18 protein-coding genes are annotated in these 17,242 nt (G+C 71.2%); 13 read left to right on the top strand and 5 right to left on the bottom strand.

Annotated elements, in window-relative coordinates:
- Positions 1–73: 73 nt before the first annotated feature.
- The 3 genes from ACVBD7_RS02020 (at position 74) to ACVBD7_RS02010 (ending at position 2,338) form a co-directional block, all read left to right on the top strand.
- Complete coding sequence (locus ACVBD7_RS02020) at positions 74–1,558, top strand: leucyl aminopeptidase family protein (protein WP_458095856.1); 1,485 nt, start codon at positions 74–76, stop codon at positions 1,556–1,558.
- On the top strand, positions 1,555–2,001 hold the full coding sequence (locus ACVBD7_RS02015) for a DNA polymerase III subunit chi (RefSeq protein ID WP_458095855.1): 447 nt from the start codon (positions 1,555–1,557) through the stop codon (positions 1,999–2,001). Before ACVBD7_RS02020 ends, ACVBD7_RS02015 begins: the two co-directional genes overlap by 4 nt.
- Positions 2,002–2,092: 91 nt before the next feature.
- On the top strand, positions 2,093–2,338 hold the full coding sequence (locus ACVBD7_RS02010) for a hypothetical protein (RefSeq protein ID WP_458095854.1): 246 nt from the start codon (positions 2,093–2,095) through the stop codon (positions 2,336–2,338).
- Positions 2,339–2,475: 137 nt separating this feature from the next.
- Here ACVBD7_RS02010 and ACVBD7_RS02005 read toward each other — a convergent pair whose 3' ends face one another.
- Positions 2,476–2,964 carry a bleomycin resistance protein gene (locus tag ACVBD7_RS02005; protein ID WP_458095853.1) on the bottom strand — a complete coding sequence of 163 codons (489 nt, stop codon included), beginning with the start codon at positions 2,962–2,964 and terminating at the stop codon, positions 2,476–2,478.
- A 130-nt stretch (positions 2,965–3,094) separates the two neighbouring features.
- On the opposite strand from ACVBD7_RS02005, the gene ACVBD7_RS02000 reads away from it, so the two are divergent.
- Positions 3,095–4,237, top strand: coding sequence for a DUF4336 domain-containing protein (locus ACVBD7_RS02000; protein WP_458095852.1), 1,143 nt, complete (start codon positions 3,095–3,097; stop codon positions 4,235–4,237).
- 151 nt (positions 4,238–4,388) lie between these two features.
- Positions 4,389–5,024, top strand: coding sequence for a hypothetical protein (locus ACVBD7_RS01995; protein WP_458095851.1), 636 nt, complete (start codon positions 4,389–4,391; stop codon positions 5,022–5,024).
- A 24-nt stretch (positions 5,025–5,048) separates the two neighbouring features.
- On the opposite strand, the gene mutL is transcribed toward ACVBD7_RS01995, so the two are convergent.
- The 3 genes from mutL to pgi form a co-directional block, all read right to left on the bottom strand.
- A complete protein-coding gene (mutL, locus tag ACVBD7_RS01990; protein WP_458095850.1) occupies positions 5,049–6,917 on the bottom strand; it encodes a DNA mismatch repair endonuclease MutL in 1,869 nt (622 codons plus the stop codon).
- Between the two features lie 72 nt (positions 6,918–6,989).
- Positions 6,990–7,277: a hypothetical protein gene (locus tag ACVBD7_RS01985; protein WP_458095849.1), complete on the bottom strand. Its 288-nt coding sequence runs from the start codon at positions 7,275–7,277 to the stop codon at positions 6,990–6,992.
- An 87-nt stretch (positions 7,278–7,364) separates the two neighbouring features.
- Complete coding sequence (gene pgi, locus ACVBD7_RS01980) at positions 7,365–8,975, bottom strand: glucose-6-phosphate isomerase (RefSeq protein ID WP_458095848.1); 1,611 nt, start codon at positions 8,973–8,975, stop codon at positions 7,365–7,367.
- A gap of 164 nt (positions 8,976–9,139) precedes the next feature.
- Between pgi and ACVBD7_RS01975 the strand changes: the two genes are divergently transcribed.
- The 6 genes from ACVBD7_RS01975 (at position 9,140) to ACVBD7_RS01950 (ending at position 14,594) form a co-directional block, all read left to right on the top strand.
- Positions 9,140–9,526, top strand: a complete 387-nt coding sequence (locus ACVBD7_RS01975; RefSeq protein WP_458095847.1) for a CidA/LrgA family protein — start codon at positions 9,140–9,142, stop codon at positions 9,524–9,526.
- The gene (locus tag ACVBD7_RS01970) at positions 9,523–10,239 is read left to right on the top strand and encodes an LrgB family protein (RefSeq protein WP_458095846.1); all 717 of its coding nucleotides are present in this window, start codon (positions 9,523–9,525) and stop codon (positions 10,237–10,239) included. Before ACVBD7_RS01975 ends, ACVBD7_RS01970 begins: the two co-directional genes overlap by 4 nt.
- 99 nt (positions 10,240–10,338) lie before the next feature.
- A complete protein-coding gene (locus tag ACVBD7_RS01965; protein WP_458095845.1) occupies positions 10,339–10,647 on the top strand; it encodes a hypothetical protein in 309 nt (102 codons plus the stop codon).
- Between the two features lie 59 nt (positions 10,648–10,706).
- Positions 10,707–11,900, top strand: coding sequence for a ribonuclease D (rnd, locus tag ACVBD7_RS01960; protein ID WP_458095844.1), 1,194 nt, complete (start codon positions 10,707–10,709; stop codon positions 11,898–11,900).
- Between the two features lie 215 nt (positions 11,901–12,115).
- Positions 12,116–12,814 (top strand): class I SAM-dependent methyltransferase, encoded by a 699-nt coding sequence (locus ACVBD7_RS01955; protein WP_458095843.1) that lies wholly within the window; start codon positions 12,116–12,118, stop codon positions 12,812–12,814.
- A 118-nt stretch (positions 12,815–12,932) separates the two neighbouring features.
- Positions 12,933–14,594 carry a histidine kinase famiy protein gene (locus ACVBD7_RS01950; RefSeq protein WP_458095842.1) on the top strand — a complete coding sequence of 554 codons (1,662 nt, stop codon included), beginning with the start codon at positions 12,933–12,935 and terminating at the stop codon, positions 14,592–14,594.
- 242 nt (positions 14,595–14,836) lie between these two features.
- On the opposite strand, the gene ACVBD7_RS01945 is transcribed toward ACVBD7_RS01950, so the two are convergent.
- The gene (locus ACVBD7_RS01945) at positions 14,837–15,841 is read right to left on the bottom strand and encodes a Bug family tripartite tricarboxylate transporter substrate binding protein (RefSeq protein ID WP_458095841.1); all 1,005 of its coding nucleotides are present in this window, start codon (positions 15,839–15,841) and stop codon (positions 14,837–14,839) included.
- A 133-nt stretch (positions 15,842–15,974) separates the two neighbouring features.
- Between ACVBD7_RS01945 and ACVBD7_RS01940 the strand changes: the two genes are divergently transcribed.
- Together ACVBD7_RS01940 and ACVBD7_RS01935 are read left to right on the top strand one after the other, a co-directional pair.
- Complete coding sequence (locus ACVBD7_RS01940; RefSeq protein ID WP_458095840.1) at positions 15,975–16,127, top strand: hypothetical protein; 153 nt, start codon at positions 15,975–15,977, stop codon at positions 16,125–16,127.
- A 221-nt stretch (positions 16,128–16,348) separates the two neighbouring features.
- Positions 16,349–17,143 carry a hypothetical protein gene (locus ACVBD7_RS01935; RefSeq protein WP_458095839.1) on the top strand — a complete coding sequence of 265 codons (795 nt, stop codon included), beginning with the start codon at positions 16,349–16,351 and terminating at the stop codon, positions 17,141–17,143.
- Positions 17,144–17,242: the final 99 nt, after the last annotated feature.

Here is a 17,242-nt window from a genome sequence, read left to right as displayed (position 1 = left end):
GCCGCTGTGATGTCGGGGCCCGGTTCTTCCGGGGCCTCGTCCGGCGGGGCTCGGCTTTGTTGAGGGGGCGCCCGTGCTGAAGCTGCGGCTGATCGAGTTGCCGCATCGCGGGGCGCCGCTGGCGGTCCCGGTGCGGCCAGGCAAGGCGTTGCCGGAGGGGCTTGGCGCGGCCGCCGCGGCGGCGGGGTTCGATCCCGCGCGCGGCCAGGCATTGCGGCTGGATGGGGTGATTCGGGACCGGCGCGTCTGGCTGGTCGGCGTCGCGCCCGGGCCGCAGGGGATGGAGGCGGCGGGGGCGCTGCTGGCGGCCTCGCTGGGTGGCGGTGAGGGTGAGGAGAAGGAGGGCGGCGCGCGGCACGCGGTGCTCGACGCGCGCGGGTTCTCCCCGCCGGAGGTGGCGGCGCTGGCCATGGGAGCAGGGATGCGCGCGCATCGGCTGCCGCATCTCGGCGCGGTGCGGCCCCCTGACCTGCGGCAGCTAGATCTTTTGGTAGATAATGTGGCGGCTGTTGCGCCCGCGGTGGAGCGGGTGCGGGCGGTGCTGCGCGGGGTAGGGCTGGCACGGGATCTTGCGGCGGAGCCGGCGAACCGGCTGACGCCCGAGGTCTTCGCGGACCGGCTGCGCGGGCTGGAGAAGCACGGCATCGAGGTGGAGGTGCATGGCCGCGGCTGGCTGGAGCGGCATGGCTATGGCGGGCTGCTGGCGGTGGGGCGCGGGTCGGCGCATCCGCCGCGGCTGGTGGTGCTGCGCTGGCCCGGCCATGGCGGGCACGCGGCGCCGGTCGCCTTCGTGGGCAAGGGGATCACCTTCGACACGGGCGGCATCTCCATCAAGCCGGCGGCGGGGATGGAGGCGATGAAGGGCGACATGGCCGGGGCCGCGGCCTGCGGCGGGGCGATGCTGACGCTTGCGCTGCGCGACAGCCCGGCACCGGCGGTGGCGGTGCTGGCGATCGCGGAGAATGCGACGGGGGCGGACAGCTACCGGCCCGGCGACGTGCTGCGCATGGGGTCCGGGCTGACGGTGGAGGTGGTGGATACGGATGCGGAGGGACGGCTGGTGCTTGCGGATGCGTTGCATCACGCACGCGGGCTGGGACCATGCGCGATCCTCGATCTGGCGACGCTGACGGGGAGCATCGTCTCGGCGCTAGGGCATCAGCGGGCCGGGCTGTTCGGGAATGATGAGGGGCTGCGGGATGCGGTGATGGCGGCCGGGGATGCGGTGGGCGAGCCGCTCTGGCCCATGCCGATCGGGGCGAAGCACCGGGCCGATCTGGCGAGCGAGATCGCCGATCTCCGGCACTGCCTGCCGGCGGGGGGCGGCGGTGGCGGCTGGGCCGGGCGGTTCCTGCCCGACGCCTGCCATGCCGCGGCCTTCCTGCGGGACTTCGCGGCGCCCGAGGGTGGAGCGGCAATCCCCTGGGCGCATCTGGACATCGCCGGGATGGATCTACGGGAGGAGGGGGTGGCGTCCGGGCCCTATCCGCTGCCTCCGGGTCCGAGCGGGTATGGGGTGCGGGTCCTGGAGCGGCTGGTCGCGGATCGCTTCGAATGAGCGAGATCGGCTTCTATCACCTGACGCGCACGGCGCTGGAGCTGGCCCTGCCGAAGCTGCTGGGACGCGTGCTGGCGACGGGCGGGCGGGCGGTGGTGCGGGTGGGCGGGCCGGAGCGGCTGGCCTCTCTCGATACCGCGCTGTGGCTTTGCCCGGAGCCGGACTGGTTGCCGCATGGCACGCCAGCCTCCGGCGATGCCGATCTGCAGCCGATCTGGCTGACGACGGAGGACGAGGCGCCCAATGGGGCGCGGCACCTGTTCCTGGCGGATGGGGCGGAGACGGGGCGGGCGGAGGATTACGACCGGATCTTCGACCTGTTCGACGGCAACGACGCGGCGGCGCTGGAGGCTGCGCGCGACCGCTGGCGCCGGGCGCGGGCGGCGGGGCATGCGCTGACCTACTGGCAGCAGGGGCCGGGTGGCTGGGCGAAGCGGGAGTAGGAACCGCGTGAATCGTGGGCTGTCATCGGGGCTGCCCTTGCCTGCGGGCGGCGGGGCTGCCACATCGGCCCGGCCCTCAGGAGCGCAAGCTATGTCCGAGAATACCCAGGCGACCGAGACCATGACGGTCGGCGCCCTGATCGCCGAGCTGCAGAAGCTCGACGCCAGCCGTCCGATCGCGCTGGGCATCATGCTCGGCGGCGACGAGAGCGAGGAGGGCGAGATCGACATCTACGGCATCGACCTCATCGAGGAGATGGAGGCCGAGGACGGTTCTCCGGCCTATGTCATCGCCTGCGACCTGCGCGGGTCCGATGACGAGGAAGAGGAGGGCTGAGGCCCCCTCCCCGCGCGGCCTCGGGCTTCCGGCCCGGTGCGCGGGGGATGGCGGGCTGAGGCCCGCGGCGGAAGGCGGGGGTTCGGTCCCTGTTCCGCGACAGGGCGGGGCCGGTTGCGATCGGGCCCGTTCGCGCTTCAGGCCTCCGCCGGGCGCGTCCCGAGATCCTCGGCAAAGCGAAGCAGATAGCCGTCCGGGTCCTCGACCAGGAGTTCGCGCTGACCGCGAAGCCTGTTGCCGGCGCGGTACCAGGCCTCCGCCGGTTCCTCGCGCAGAGGCCAGCCCGCGGCCTGCAGCCCAGCCAAGATCGGGCCGAGGCGATCGACCATCATCTGCAGATTGATCCCGCGTCCGAAGGGACGCTCCAGCACACCCGTCTCCCAGCGGCCGTTGCGCTCGCACAGCATCACCTGCACGCCGTCCCGGACGAGGAAGCCGAAGCGGGCGGCCGGGCGGTCATAGGCGACGGCGAAGCCCAGGGGGCCGCACCAGAAGGCGAGGCTTTCGGCCAGGCTGGTGACGGCAAGTTCGGGGATGAGGGACGCGAAGCCGGTTTCGGGCGCGTGCCCCGTGCCGGGCGAGGCCGCGCGGCGGACGGGATCGGCGATGGGTGGCTCGTCGGGCATGGGGCGGGGTCCCGTGGGGCGTCGTGAGGTTGTGTCACCCCTTCTGTTTCGCTTCCAGCCCGCGCGCAGGCGCATCCATCCCCGGCGGGCTCCGTTTCCCCTGCTCCCCACAGGGATGGACGGTTCGGCCATGATTTCCACGCGACTGCACGGGCTGATCGATTACGGCGTCGCGGCCGTGCTCGGCGGCCTCTCCCTCTCGCGCGCTCTACCGCCCGCAGCGCGGCGGGCCCTCGGCACGGCGGCGGGCTATCACACCGTCTACTCGCTGGTCACGGATTACGAGGGCGGGGTGAAGCCCGTGATGTCCATGCGGCAGCACCTCGTGCTGGACGCGATCGGGGGCGCCGCGCTGGTGGGCGCGGGAATCCGGATGCGGGGGGAATCGGATGCGACGCGGGCGCTGCTGGTCGGCGTCGGGCTGGCGGAACTGGCGGTGGTGGCGTTCAGCAGCAACGCGCCGGTGCGCGGGCCCGGCCAGGGGAGCGGGCCGGTCGGGCGGCTGCTCGGGCGGGACAAGGCGCATGACGGGCACGGACATGGGGTGGCCTACCCGCCTCTTGATACGCCCAAGCCGGTGGCGGACGGGGTGTTCGTGGTGGACAGCCTGCTGCCGAACGCACTCGGCGCCGTGCTGGGCGTGCGGATGACGGTGATCCGGCTGCCGGATGGCGGGCTGTTGCTGCACTCGCCCACGCGGTTCAGCCGGGGGCTGCTGCGGGAGTTGCAGGCGATCGGGCCCATCCGCCACCTGGTGGCGCCGAACATCGCGCATTGGACCTTCGTGAAGGACTGGCAGGAGGCCGTGCCGGAGGCGGTCAGCTGGGCGGCGCCGGGGCTGCGGGACCGGGCGCAGGTACGGCGCAGCGGGGTTCGGCTGGACCATGACTTGGGGAAGACCGCGCCGGCGGAATGGGGTGGGGTGGTGGAGACGGTGCTCGTGCCCGGTGGTGGCGGGTTCCACGAAGCTGCGATGTTCCACAGGTCATCCCGCACGCTTGTCGTGACGGACCTGGTGATGAGCCTGGAGGCGAAGAAGGTGCCGGTGCTGCTGCGGCCGCTGGTCTGGCTGTTCGGAACGATGGCGCCGGACAGCATGCCGCCGCCCTATCTACGGGCGGTGGTGAAGTGGCGGCAGCCGGAGGCGGCGGCGGCGGCTTCGCGGCTCGTCGCGTTCGAGCCGGAGCGGGTGCTCTTCGCGCATGGGCGGTGGTTCGAGCGGGATGCGGCGGCGCGGCTGCGGCATTCGCTGCGATGGCTGCTGGCGGCCTGAGAAGGCACGGCACCCGGATGGGCGGGGTTCGTGGCGATCGCCACGTTCCATCCGGAGCAAAGTCCGGCGGATCGGTCGTTGCGGAGGGTGGCAGGGCCGTCCCACACTGAACCGATCCGCCATGACGAAATCCGCCCGGCTACGCCGCCTCTTGCTGCTCGGCAGCGTCCTGCTCATCCTGATCTATCTCTACCTGCTCAACGGCGCGGCTCCGTCGCAGGATCGAGTGCAGGTTGTCCTGCCTGGCTGGACCGCCTACATCGCCCTGGGCAGCCTTTTTCTGTTCGTGCTCTCGCAGTTGGCGGCAGTAGTGATCCGGAGGGGGTGGCGGCGGGTGATGCCGCTGATCGTGCTCGTGCCGGCGGTGCCGGCCTTTCTGCTGGCCCTCGGCCTGCTTGATGTGACCATGCGACGCGTGGAGCTCGACCGCACAACCCTCCCGGATGGGCGGGTGGTGATGCTGACCCTTGAAGCCGTGCCCACGGATGCTGTTTTCAACCTTTGGGAACAGCCGGAAGGCTGGCGTTGGCGATCGCTCTTCGAGAGCGGCGAGGCGCTCACCTATTCCGAGGACGGTTCGTTCACGGCCGATCCGCGCCTCGTCGTTTCTAGGGACGGGCGCTATCTGCTCGTCCGCCGTGGCGGCATCTGGACGGATTGCTGGGCAATCGATGCCAAGGGGTCATGTTTTTTCCTGGTGGAAGGCACTTCTCCCGGCCGCGAGGAATGGCTGTCCCGGTCGCAGAGTATCGCCTTCATCACCGGGGCTGATCCGTCCGAGCCCTGAGACCTCGGCACGGCCGGTTCCTTCCTAGGTTCGGCCGAACATCCGGGCGAGGTCGCCGGTGCCGAGGCGGAGGAAGGTGGGGCGGCCGTGGGAGCAGGTCGCCGCGCGGGGGGTGGCCTCCATCTCGCGCAGCAGGGCGGCCATTTCGGCGGGGTTGAGGCGGCGGCCGGCGCGGACGCTGCCGTGGCAGGCGAGGCGGGCGACCGCGGCGTCGAGGCGGCGCTCGAGGGCGGTGCTCTCCTCCCAGTCGGCAAGTTCGGCGGCGATGTCGGCGAGGATGGGGGCGGGTTCGGGCGTGCCGAGAAGCGCCGGCAGGGCACGGACGAGGATGGCGCCGGGGCCGAAGGGCTCGATCTCCAGGCCGAGGCGGGCGAGTTCCTCGGCGCGCTCGGCAAGGCGCAGGGCATCGGCGGCGGGGAGGTCCACCACGGCGGGGAGCAGCAGGGGCTGGGAACGGACGCCGCCGGTGACGAGCTGGGCGGAGAGGCGCTCATGCGTCAGGCGCTCATGGGCAGCGTGCTGGTCGATGAGGATGAGGGCGCCATCGGGCGCCTCGGCGAGGATGTAGGTGTCGAGCAGCTGGGCGAGCGGACGGCCGAGGGGACCCTCCGCGCTGCCGCCCGGCAGGCTTGGAGTCTCCGCGGGGACGGTCATGGCACCGGGCGGCAGGGCGAAGCGGGCCTGGGCCGGCGGTGCGCCAGTCGGGCTGGATGGCGGCGGGGCGGTGAAGAAGGTGGAGGTTTCGGCGAAGCCGCGGGGCTGCACCGGGGTGGTGCTGCCGTCGGACCAGGCGACGGCGGGTTCCGGCAGGGGCTGGCCGGCGCGGCTGGGCCAGGCGGGGTCGGGGGCGCCACCGGAGTCCCAGCCCGTGCGGGTGGTGCCGACGCCGGCGCCGGTGCCGAGCGCGCGGCGAAGGGAAGCGATGAGGGCGCCGCGGACGCCGCCGGCGTCGCGGAAGCGCAGCTCGGTCTTCATGGGGTGGACGTTCACGTCCACGGCCTCGGGCGGGATCTCGATGAACAGGGCGGCGACGGGGTGGCGGCCGGAGGCCAGTACATCCCGATAGGCGACGCGGAGGGCAGCGCGCAGCAGCGGGTCCCGCACGGGGCGGCGGTTGACGACGAGGTGCTGCTCGGCGGCGGTGGCGCGGTTGTGGGTGGGAAGGGCGGCGAGGCCTTCCAGAGTCAGATCAGGCCATTGGCCCTGTACGGGGACGGCGGCGGCAGCGAAGTCGCGGCCGAGCAGAGCGGCGGCGCGGGCGGTGCGATCGGCCGGGGGAAGGTCCAGCGCCACGCGGCCGTCCACGGTCATGCGGAAGCCGACCTCGGGCCAGGCAAGGGCGAGGCGGCGGACGGTTTCCACCGCGTGCGAGGCCTCGGTGCCGGGGGTCTTCAGGAACTTGCGGCGGGCGGGGGTGGCGAAGAATAGGTCCCGCACCTCGACACGCGTGCCGGGCGGGGCGGCGGCGGGGGTGACCTCGCCGACGCGGCCGGCTTCGACCTGGATGCTGTGGGCGTCCCCATCCCCCCCTTCGAGACGGGGGCGCGTGGTGATGGAGAGGCGGGAGACGGCGCCGATGGAGGGCAGCGCTTCCCCGCGGAAGCCGAGGGTGGCGATGCGGAAGAGGGTTTCCTCGTCCGGCAGCTTGGAGGTGGCGTGGCGCTCAATGCAGAGGGCGAGGTCGGCGGGGATCATGCCCTTGCCGTCATCCTCGACGAGGAGGCGGTCGATGCCGCCACCCTCCAACGTGATGGCAATGCGACGGGCGCCGGCATCCAGCGCGTTCTCCACCAGCTCCTTCACGGCGGCGGCGGGGCGTTCCACCACCTCGCCAGCGGCAATGCGGTCGGCGGTGGTGGGGGGAAGGCGGCGAATGGCCTGGAGAGGACTCACAAGGGAGGGATGGGGCTTCCGACGGCCCGGGGCAAGGATGCGCTGGGGAGGTGAAGGAAAGATGAGGAGCGGCTATCCGGCCACTGTCGCGACCTGGGCGAGGCTCCAGAAAAAGAAGAACACGAGCGCGTAGGTCACGCAGAGGAAGACCGCGAAGCCCAGCCCTCGTCCCAGTGCGGCGAGGAGCAGGGCCAGCAGCGAGGGCGCGCCGAGGAGGCCTGGGATCCAGAAGATCTCGTAGGCGTAGGGGCGTGACCAGTCCGTCGCCTCTCGGAGGGTCTGGATGAGCAGCCACGCGACAGGGGCGAATTCCAGGCCGGCGACGACGAGGATGGCGAGGCGGAGGCGTGCGCGGGACATGCGTAGGGCCATGGACCGTGAGGTCACGCCATCTCTAGCCGAGCCACTCCTGCCCCGGCCAGGGACGGCGCTAAGGGGGTGCGGCGGCTAGGCCTGGCCGCGCAGGCGGTGCAGTTCGGTGATGAGCGCGGTGGTGGAGGGGTCGTGAGTGCCGGCCGTGGCGCCGGGGGCGAGTTCCGGGAGGAGGGCGCCGGCGAGCTGCTTGCCGAGTTCCACGCCCCACTGATCGAAGGCGTTCACGCCCCAGAGGGCGCCGAGGAAGAAGACCTTGTGCTCGTACAGCGCGACGAGCTGGCCGAGGGTGTTCGCGTCCAGCCTCGGCAGGACGAGGGTGGTGCTGGGGCGGTTGCCGGGGAAGAGGCGGTGGGGCAGCAGGGCCCCGATGGCGTCCGGCGCCATGCCTTTGGCCTGCATCTCCGCGCGCACCTCATCGGCGTCGCGACCGCGCAACAGGGCCTCGGCCTGGGCGAGGCCGTTGGCGAGGAGCTGGCGGTGGTTCTCCTCGTAACCGTGGTCGGGGTTGGCGATCAGCACGATGTCGGCGGGCACGGGGGTGGTGCCCTGGTGCAGCAACTGCATGAAGGAGTGCTGGGCGTTGGTGCCGGGCTCGCCGAAGACCACGGGGCCGGTGGCGCGTGGGGCGGGAGTGCCGTCGAGCGTCACGCGCTTGCCCAGCGATTCCATCTCCACCTGCTGCAGATGGGCGGGGAAGCGGGCGAGGCGCTCGTCATAGGGGAGGACGGCACGGGTTGCGTAGCCGAGGCCGTCAACGTGCCAGATCTCGGTGAGCGCCATGAGGAGCGGCAGGTTCTCGGCCTCGGGCGCCGAGAGGAAGTGCTCGTCCATGGTGCGGGCGCCGGCGAGCAGCGACGCAAAGACGTCCCAGCCGCAGGAGAGGGCGATGGAGAGGCCAATGGCGGACCACATCGAGAAGCGGCCGCCGACCCAGTCCTGGAAGCCGAAGACCTGGTCCTGCGGCACGCCGAAGTCGCGCGTGGCAGCGAGGTTGGTGGAGAGGGCGACGAGCTGGGCGTCGGCGGCCTCGCCCTGCGCGGCGCGCAGCCAGTCGCGGACGAGATGCGCGTTGGTCATCGTCTCGGCGGTGGTGAAGGTCTTGCTGGCAACGAGGACGAGGGTGCGGGCGGGGTCCAGGCGATGGCGCATCGCCTCCCAGGCATGGCCGTCCACGTTGGAAAGAAAGTGGGCGCGCAGGGGCATGCCGTGGCGCCACAGGGCGCGCACGGCCATCTGCGGGCCGAGATCGGAGCCGCCGATGCCGATGTTGACGACGTCGGTGTAGCGGGCGTCCGCGTGGATGCGGGTGCAGAAGGCGCGCATGGCGTCGAGCGTGTCATGCACCCCGGCGGAGGCATCCTCGGCCCCGGCCTTGAAGGTGCCGCGCGGGCCGCGGAGCGCCATGTGCAGGACGGAGCGGCCTTCCGTGGTGTTGATGGCCTTGCCAGCGGCCATGGCGTCGCGCGCGGCTGCCACGCTGCGGATGCGGGCAAGGTCTAGTAGCGCGGCGAGGGCGGCGTCGGAGACGGAGGTTTTCGAGAGGTCGGCCAGGATGTCGCCAGCGCGGTGGGTGTATCGCGCGGGGCGGGCGGTATCGGCCATGAGGGGGCGGATCGCGGCGGCTTCAGGCGCGCGCGCCAAGTCTATCACGCGGGCCCAGGCCGCTTCCGCTCCGTTCGCCATGTGACCACACCCTCGAATCGCCGTGAGGTTAGGGGCGCGCGGACGGAGGCGGAAGGCGTGGGGCGATCACCTCTCCGCAGGATGGGGAGGCCGCGCGGGTGGCATGGCGGGTGACGGGGATTGGCGGGGGCCGGGGCGGCACGATCCTCGCTAATAACCTGGGCATGATCCCAGGCGCCGCCCTCATCCTTCTCTGCCAGCTCATGGGGGAGGCGCTGGTGCATGGCACGGGCTGGCCCCTGCCCGGCCCGGTGGTGGGGATGATCCTGCTGCTGCTCCTGCTGCTGGGAAATGACCTGCTGCCGAGGCCCGCGGATACGGGCTTCGTCACGGCGCCGGCGGATGGCTTGCTGGTGAACCTGGCCTTCCTGTTCGTGCCGGCGGGCGTGGGCGTGGTGAACCGGCTGGATGTGCTGGCGGCCAACGGGGTCGCGCTGGCGGTGGCGCTGGTGGTCTCCACCATCGTGGGGCTGGTGGTGACGGTGCTGGTCTTCGTCGGCGTCGCGCGGCTCGTGGGCGGGAAGGCTCCGGAAGGGGAAGCGGGGGCATGAGCGACGATTTCAGCCTTTGGGTTTATCTCTCCCGCACGCCGCTGCTGTGGCTGACGGTGACGCTGCTCGCCTATGTGGCGGCGGACCGGATCTCGCTGGCGCTGCGGCGGCATCCGCTGGCCAATCCGATGCTGATCGCGGTGGCGCTGGCGGCCGGCGTGCTGTTCGCGACCGGCACGCCCTACCGCACCTATTTCGAGGGGGCGCAGTTCGTCCACTTCCTGATCGGGCCAGCGACGGTGGCGTTGGCGGTGCCCCTGTACCGCAACCGGGGGACGGTGCTGCGGGCGCTGCTGCCGATGGGGGCGGCGCTGCTGGCGGGGTCCCTCGCCGCGATGCTCTCGGCGCTGCTGATCGCGCGGGCCATGGGGGTGGGGCCGGCGGTGCTGGCCTCGCTGGCGCCGAAATCGGTGACGGCGGGGATCGCGATGGGCATTGCAGAGGGGCTGGGGGGTGATCCCGCGCTTGCGGCGGTGCTGGTGATCCTGACCGGGGCGATCGGGGCAGTGTTGGTGACGCCTCTCATGAACGGGCTGGGGATGACGGATATGCGGGCGCGAGGGTTCGCGGCGGGGCTGGCGGCGCATGGGCTGGGGACCGCGCGGGCCTTCGTGGTGAACCCGGTGGCGGGGACCTTCGCGGGGATTGCGATGGCGCTCAATGCGTTGCTGAGCGCGATCCTGGCGCCGATCGTGCTGCGGGCGCTCCTGTAGGGCGCTGTTCTGCGGCCTCGGGTCGCCGGTATCCCGCAGGCGTGTTTCAGCAGGGCCGGCGTGTGCGGTTAGGATGGGCAGGTCTCAGGAGGCCCTGCCATGTATCTCGCCCGCTTTTCCTACGACGTGCTACCGGCCAATCGCCCGCAGGCGCTGGACTTCGTGCGGCGCGAGGTGGAGGCGGCGCGGCGGGACGGGCTGGAGGCGCGGATGCTTATCCCGCTGACACGGGGCCATGGCGGTGCGGCGTTGCAGTTCGAGGTGACGCTGACCAGCCTCGACCAGCTGGACGGGTTCCGGCAGCGCGGGGCAGGCTCGGCGCAGCAGACGGGGGACTGGATGCGGGCCTTCAGCGAGATCCTCCTCTCCCCGCCCGCGGTGGAGATCCTGCGGGTGGATGGGGGCTGAGGGCCCTTCTGCCAGGCGGGATTTGTGACCCGGGCGTTCTGCGATTACACCCGCGCCCCATGTCCCGCCGCCCCGGCCCTGCTGCCGATCCCGAGCCCATTCTGATCACCACCACCGAGCAGCTGGTCCCGCTCTGCGAGCGCTTGCGCCAGGAGCCCTTTGTGACGGTGGACACCGAATTCATGCGGGAGCGGACCTACTGGCCCGAACTCTGCGTGGTGCAGCTCGGCGGCACGCAGGACACGGCAGTGGTGGACGCGCTGGCGCCGGGGCTGGATCTCTCGCCGCTCGGGGCGCTGCTGGCGGATGAGCATGTGGTGAAGGTGTTCCATGCCTGCCGGCAGGATGTGGAGATCTTCCTGCTGCGCTTCGGGCAGACGCCGCAGCCGATGTTCGACACGCAGATCGCGGCCATGGTGGCGGGCTTCGGCGACCAGGCGAGCTATGACAGCCTGGCCCGCGCCCTGGCCAATGCCTCGATCGACAAGGCGCACCGGTTCTCGGACTGGTCGGCGCGGCCGCTCTCGCCGGCCCAGATCACCTATGCCGCCGGCGATGTGACGCATCTGCGGCGCATCTATGTGGCCCTGCGCGACCGGCTGGCGCGCGAGGGGCGGCTGGACTGGGTGGCCGAGGAGATGGCGTCACTCATCGACCCGGCGACCTATGGCACCGACCCCGACACCGCCTGGGAGAAGCTGCGGCCGCGGACGACCAACCGGCGGTTCCTCGGCACGCTGCGCGCCATCGCGGCCTGGCGGGAGCGGGAGGCGCAGCGGGTGAACATCCCCCGCCAGCGGCTGCTGCGGGACGAGTCGCTGCTGGAGGTGGCGGCCACGGCCCCGACCGATCCGGCCGCGCTCGGCCGGGCGCGGGGGGTGACGGATGGCTTCGCGCGGGGCAAGTCCGGCGCTTCGCTGATCGCGGCGATCGAGGAGGCCAAGGCGCTGCCCGAGGCGGAGCTGCCGGAGGCGCCGCGGGAGCGCTCGGGCGCCACCCCCTCCCCTGCCCTGGTCGCGCTGCTGAAGGTGCTGCTGGCGGCCAAGGCGGAGGAGCATCAGGTGGCGCCGCGGCTGCTGGCGAGCTCCGACGAACTGGAGCGGCTGGCCTCCGACGCGCCGGAGGATCTGCCGGCGCTGCAGGGCTGGCGGCGCAAGGTGTTCGGGGCGGATGCGCTGGCGCTGCGGAACGGCGACCTGGCGATGGGCGTCGAGGGGCGGCGGGTGCGGCTGATCCGGCCCGGCGTTGCCTGAGGGTCGGGACAGCGTCCAAGCCGCCTTGCAGCCTTGTTGTGGCTTCGGGCGTTGGCACGGCGGAAGGCCCGGCGATCGTGGGCTGGCTGGCCCGTCACCTCCCCAGGGATTGAACCCTCGGGGGCGCCGGGCCGCTTGCACCGGGGCGGCCCCTGGTTTAGCGCCCATATTTGGCCTCAATCGGCCGCATCCTCCTATCGGAACCAGAACAAGACATGGCGCGGACCCTGCCCGACCTGACCGCCGATCCCTCGCGGGACCACAAGCGCGCGGTGCTGGATGCGGGGGCGGTGCGTGACGCCTATCGCCGCTGGGCGGGGGTGTACGACACGGTGTTCGGCGGCGTTTCCTCCTTCGGGCGTAAGCGCGCGGTGGAGGCGGTGAACCGGCTGCCTGGGACGCGCGTGCTGGAGGTGGGGGTCGGCACCGGCCTGGCCCTGCCCCGCTATCGCCGCGAGAAGCGCGTGGTCGGCATCGACCTCTCCCGCGAGATGCTGGAGAAGGCGAGCGAGCGCGTGGCGGCCGAGGGCCTTTCCCATGTCGAGGGGCTGATCGAGATGGATGCGGAGCGCATGGCCTTCGCCGATGCCTCCTTCGACATGGCAGTGGCGATGTTCACCGCGAGCGTCGTGCCTGATGCGCGGGCGCTGTTTGCCGAGATGTCCCGCGTGGTTCGGCCGGGCGGGCAGATGCTGTTCGTGAACCATTTCGCGGCGCAGGACGGGCCGCGCTGGTGGGTGGAGCGCACCATGGCACCGCTGTCCCGCGTACTGGGGTGGCATCCGGACTTCGCGCTGTCCGACCTGCTCGGCTCGGAGGCCGAGGTGGTGTCGCTGGAGCCCTGCCCGCCGGGCGGGCTGTTCACGCTGGTCCAGGTGCGGAACACGCGCGCGGTGCAGGCCTTGGCGGCTTGACGCGACCACGGCTGCCTTGCCCGTCCCCTTGCGGATGGGCCGGGCGGGCCGATGTCCCTTCGGAATCCTGTGTCCCTGGGCCGACGAGCCCCTCGACGAGTCCGATGATCGCCGCCGCATGAACGACCACGCCACCCCTGCCCCAAGCGACGAGGCGGCCTCGCACATCCAGGATCCGGCCTCCGGCGGGCGGCCGACCGTGCGCGGCGGCCCCGGCCGCGGCATCACGGACAGCCATTCGGACATCTTCTTCGCCGCGGTCGAGATGACGCGGATGCCGATGATCGTCACGGACCCGCACCGGGCGGATAACCCGATCGTCTTTGCCAACCATGCCTTCCTGAAGATGACGGGCTATGGCTGGGACGAGGTGATCGGGCGGAACTGCCGGTTCCTGCAGGGGCCGGACACGGACCGGGAGACGGTGAACGAGGTGCGGCGCGCGGTGGAAACGCGGCGCGAGATCGCCACCGAAATCCTGAACTACCGCAAGAACGGCTCCACCTTCTGGAACGCGCTGTTCATCTCGCCCGTGCTGAACCCCGAGGGCGAGCTGATCTACTTCTTCGCCTCGCAGCTCGATGTGAGCCGCAGGCGGGATGCAGAGGAATCGCTGCGCCAGGCGCAGAAGATGGAGGCGCTGGGGCAGCTGACGGGCGGCATCGCGCATGACTTCAACAACCTGTTGCAGGTGATGCGCGGGTATCTCGAGCTGATCGACAGCGGGCTGGCGCGGCCGGAGCCTGACCGTGCGCGTCTGCAGCGCAGCCTCGGCGCGGCGCGGACGGCGGCCGATCGCGCGGCGACACTGACGCAGCAGCTCCTCGCCTTCTCGCGCAAGCAGCGGCTGGAAGGCCGGACGGTCAACCTCAACACCATGGTGGAGGGCATGCGCGACATGGCGGCGCGCAGCCTGGGTGACGAGGTGGCGCTTCGCTTCGACTTGGATCCCGAGCTCGGCCCCTGCCGGCTCGATGCGACCCAGGCGGAGGTCGCGCTGCTGAATGTGCTGATCAACGCGCGCGATGCGGTGGCGGGCCGGCCGGACGGGGTGGTGGTGATCTCCACCCGCAGCGAGGTCGTGCAGCCCGGGAATGTCGAGATGGGGACACGGCTCGATCCCGGCGACTACGCCGTGATCGCCGTTGCCGATAACGGCACGGGCATGCCGCCCGAGATCCTCAAGCGCGTGATGGAGCCCTTCTTCACCACAAAGGAGGAGGGGCGCGGCACGGGGCTCGGCCTCTCGATGGTGTACGGCTTCGCGCGGCAGTCGGGCGGGGCCGTCCGGATCGAGAGCGTGCCGGGCGAGGGCACGACGGTTCATCTCTACTTCCCGCAGGCGGAGGAGGAGGACGCGCCGCGCCCGCCCGCGCCGCGGGCCTCCGAAAGGCCGGGGACGGAGACGATCCTGGTGGTGGACGACCGCGCGGAGGTGGCGGAGCTGGCCCGCGCCATTCTCGAGGAGTTCGGCTACACCGTTCACCTCGCGCATGACGGGCGGGAGGCGATGAGGATCATCGCGGGCGACCAGCCGCTCGACATGCTGTTCACGGACCTGATCATGCCCGGGGGGATGAATGGGGTGATGCTGGCGCGGGAGGCCCGGCGGCAGCGGCCGCGTATAAAGGTGCTGCTGACCACGGGTTACGCGGATGATTCCATCAACCGCGATGCCGTCGGCGGGACGGAGTTCGACCTGATCCACAAGCCCTATGGTCGCGCGGAGCTGGCGCGGCGGGTGCGTATCATCCTGGATGGGCCGACCGGGGTGGGGTGACCCGGCCAAGGGGCGCCGTCCCCTCAGAGCCCCTGACCGGGATGCCGCCCGCCCCCCCGGATCCAGCGATCGGAACCAGTGATCGAGAGCGGCGCCGCAGTTTAACCTCAGGCAGCAGCAGCAGCCTGCTCAGTCGTCTGGTTTCATCGAAATCAGGCACACCGGACTAGAAAACAGATGGTGGGGCCCGGGGAGCCTCAGGCTCCTCGGTGGGAAGTCCAGGGAGGCAACGCCTCCCTGGACTACTGCACCATGATGTTCCGCTCACGGATCACGCCGCGCCACTTGGCGTTTTCGGCCGCGTTGTAGGCGTCCCATTCTTCAGGCCGCTGGGTTTCCGGCGTCACGGCCAGGGCCCCAAGGCGATCGCGGGTTTCGGGCGCGGTCATCGCGGTGCGGGCCAGTTCGTTCGCGCGGGCGACGATAGGGGCGGGCATGCCGGCGGGGCCGAGGAGGGCGATGTGCTCGACCGCCTCGTAGTCGGGGTAGCCCTGTTCGCGGAAGGTGGGGATGGCGGGCGCGACCGGGCTGCGGTCGCGGGAGGAAATGGCGAGCGCGCGCAATTCGCCGGATTGAATGAGAGGCAGCAGGCCGGAGGCGGCCTGGATGACCATGGAGACCTCGCCCTGCATCGTCGCCTGCACGGCGGGGGCGCCGGCGCGGTAGCCGACATCGTTCATGCGGATGCCCGCGGCCTGGAGGAAGAGTTCAGTGGCGAGATGGGTGGAGCTGCCGGTGCCGGAATTGGCGTAGGTCATGGTGCTGCCCGGGCGCTTCGCCAGTCCGACGAATTCCGTGAGTGTGCGGGCGGGGGAGTTCTTCGGCACGACCAGGATCATCGGCTGGGCAGCGATGAGGCCAATGCCGGTGAAGGCGCGATCGTTGTCATAGGGCAGCTGGTAGAGATGCGGGGCCATTGCGTAGGTGCTGATGGTGCCGACGAGCAGCGTGTGGCCGTCCGGCCGGGCGCGGGCGACGGAGGCGAAACCGATGGTGCCGTTGGCGCCCGCGCGGTTGTCGATGACGAAGGAGCGGCCGGTGTCCTGGCTCAGCCGGGCGGCGAGGATGCGGGCGACCGCGTCGGTGGAGCCGCCGGCGGCCCAGGGGACGACGAGGGTGACGGGGCGGTCGGGGTAGGTGTTGGCCTGGCCCGGCTGTGCCGTCGCCTGGGCGGCGGCGCCGGCTGCGGCGAATGGCAGCAGCGGCAAAGCGAGCGTGGCGGCGCCGAGCCGGCGGCGGGTGGTCATCTCCAGGCATCCTCCCATTCGGGCCGTTCACGGACCGTTGCACGATTGAATGTCACGGGGCGGCCGGAACGGGCAAGCCGGGGTGGCGGCGGGCGCGCTAGGGTGGCCGGGCAGCTAGCGAGGAGATCGCACCATGTCCGACCCCGGTCGCCCCATGCCGCCGGCGCCGCCGGCCCCGCCTTCCGCCGAGGAGGAAGCGAAGCGGAGGATAGATGAGGAACTTGACGAGGCCCTGGAGGAGAGCTTCCCGGCCAGCGACCCGATTTCCACCCTGCGGGAGGACTAGGTTCTCCACCCTCGAAGCGCGACGGGTGGTTCGCCGCTCATTTCAAGGTTCGTCATGGTGAGGGCCATGGGAATGGGATGCGCCATGCCGCTGCCCCGCACTCCTTCGACGCCACGGCGCGCGAAGGGCCGGTTGCGCCCCCTTTTCCGTGAATGCAAACCTCCGCCTCGTGGGCGACACGGATAGCGGCCCGCGGGGGTGGAGAGATGCCAACCAGCGTCGTGATCGGCCTTCTCAAGGTCAGCAAGCACAATTTTGGGCCGGACCCGGCCAACCGCGTCGCAGAGTTCGGCATGGCCGTTCAGCAGGCCAACGCGATCCTGAAGTCGCAACAGCGTGGTGGCATCCGGGTGCTCGTTGCCCCCGAGTACTACTGGTCCGGCTTCGGGGAGATCGGCAAGGTCATCAGGCAGCAGGGCCCCCTTGCGATGGACCGGGCCGGCAAACACGACATCTACAAGGCGCTGAAGAAGATCTCGGGCCAGGCGGGGTCGCTCGTCCTCGTGGCCGGCTCCATCTTCTACCAGAAGCCGGACGGCACGCGCACCGCCGCCTTCAATGTCTGTCCCGTGCTCCGCAATGGCCGATTCCTGCTGAAATCCTACAAGGAGTTCGACGACGGCGCTTCGGGCAAGAATGCTGGCACGCTTTCCTACGACCAGAAGGACAGTGATCCCTACTTCAAGGTGGACGGCGTTGGCTTTGGCCTGGAGGTGTGCGGGGACCACAATGACCAGGGCGGACAGGGCGGCCGCCTCAAGCGCTGGAACGCGGCGGCTGGGAAGACAATCGATATTCACCTCCTGGTGTCCGACTCGATGACCGTCCTCGGCGGCTCGGTCGCGGCGCGCGCGGGCGGCTACCTGGTGCAGTGCGATATCGGTGGGACGACCATGGGCATTGCCGTCTACCCCGCGGGGGGCGCGTACAGCCCTGCCACTGCATCACCGGCCATCGCGATCGGCGGAACCCAGGTCAACGGCGCCAGCGTCCACTGCTACCGCCTCGAGGTGTAAGTCATGGCCCCGTGCTGGCGGGGCCAGAGGCGAATTGGCGTGCGGCGAGGTCATTGCGGACAAGCAGAGGGAAGCGGGCGTGATGTGGCGGAGCCGAGC

This window comes from Roseomonas sp. WA12 (assembly GCF_054165765.1).
Note: the sequence above shows the minus strand (reverse complement) of the source record. Positions and strands in the feature narration are given on the sequence as shown.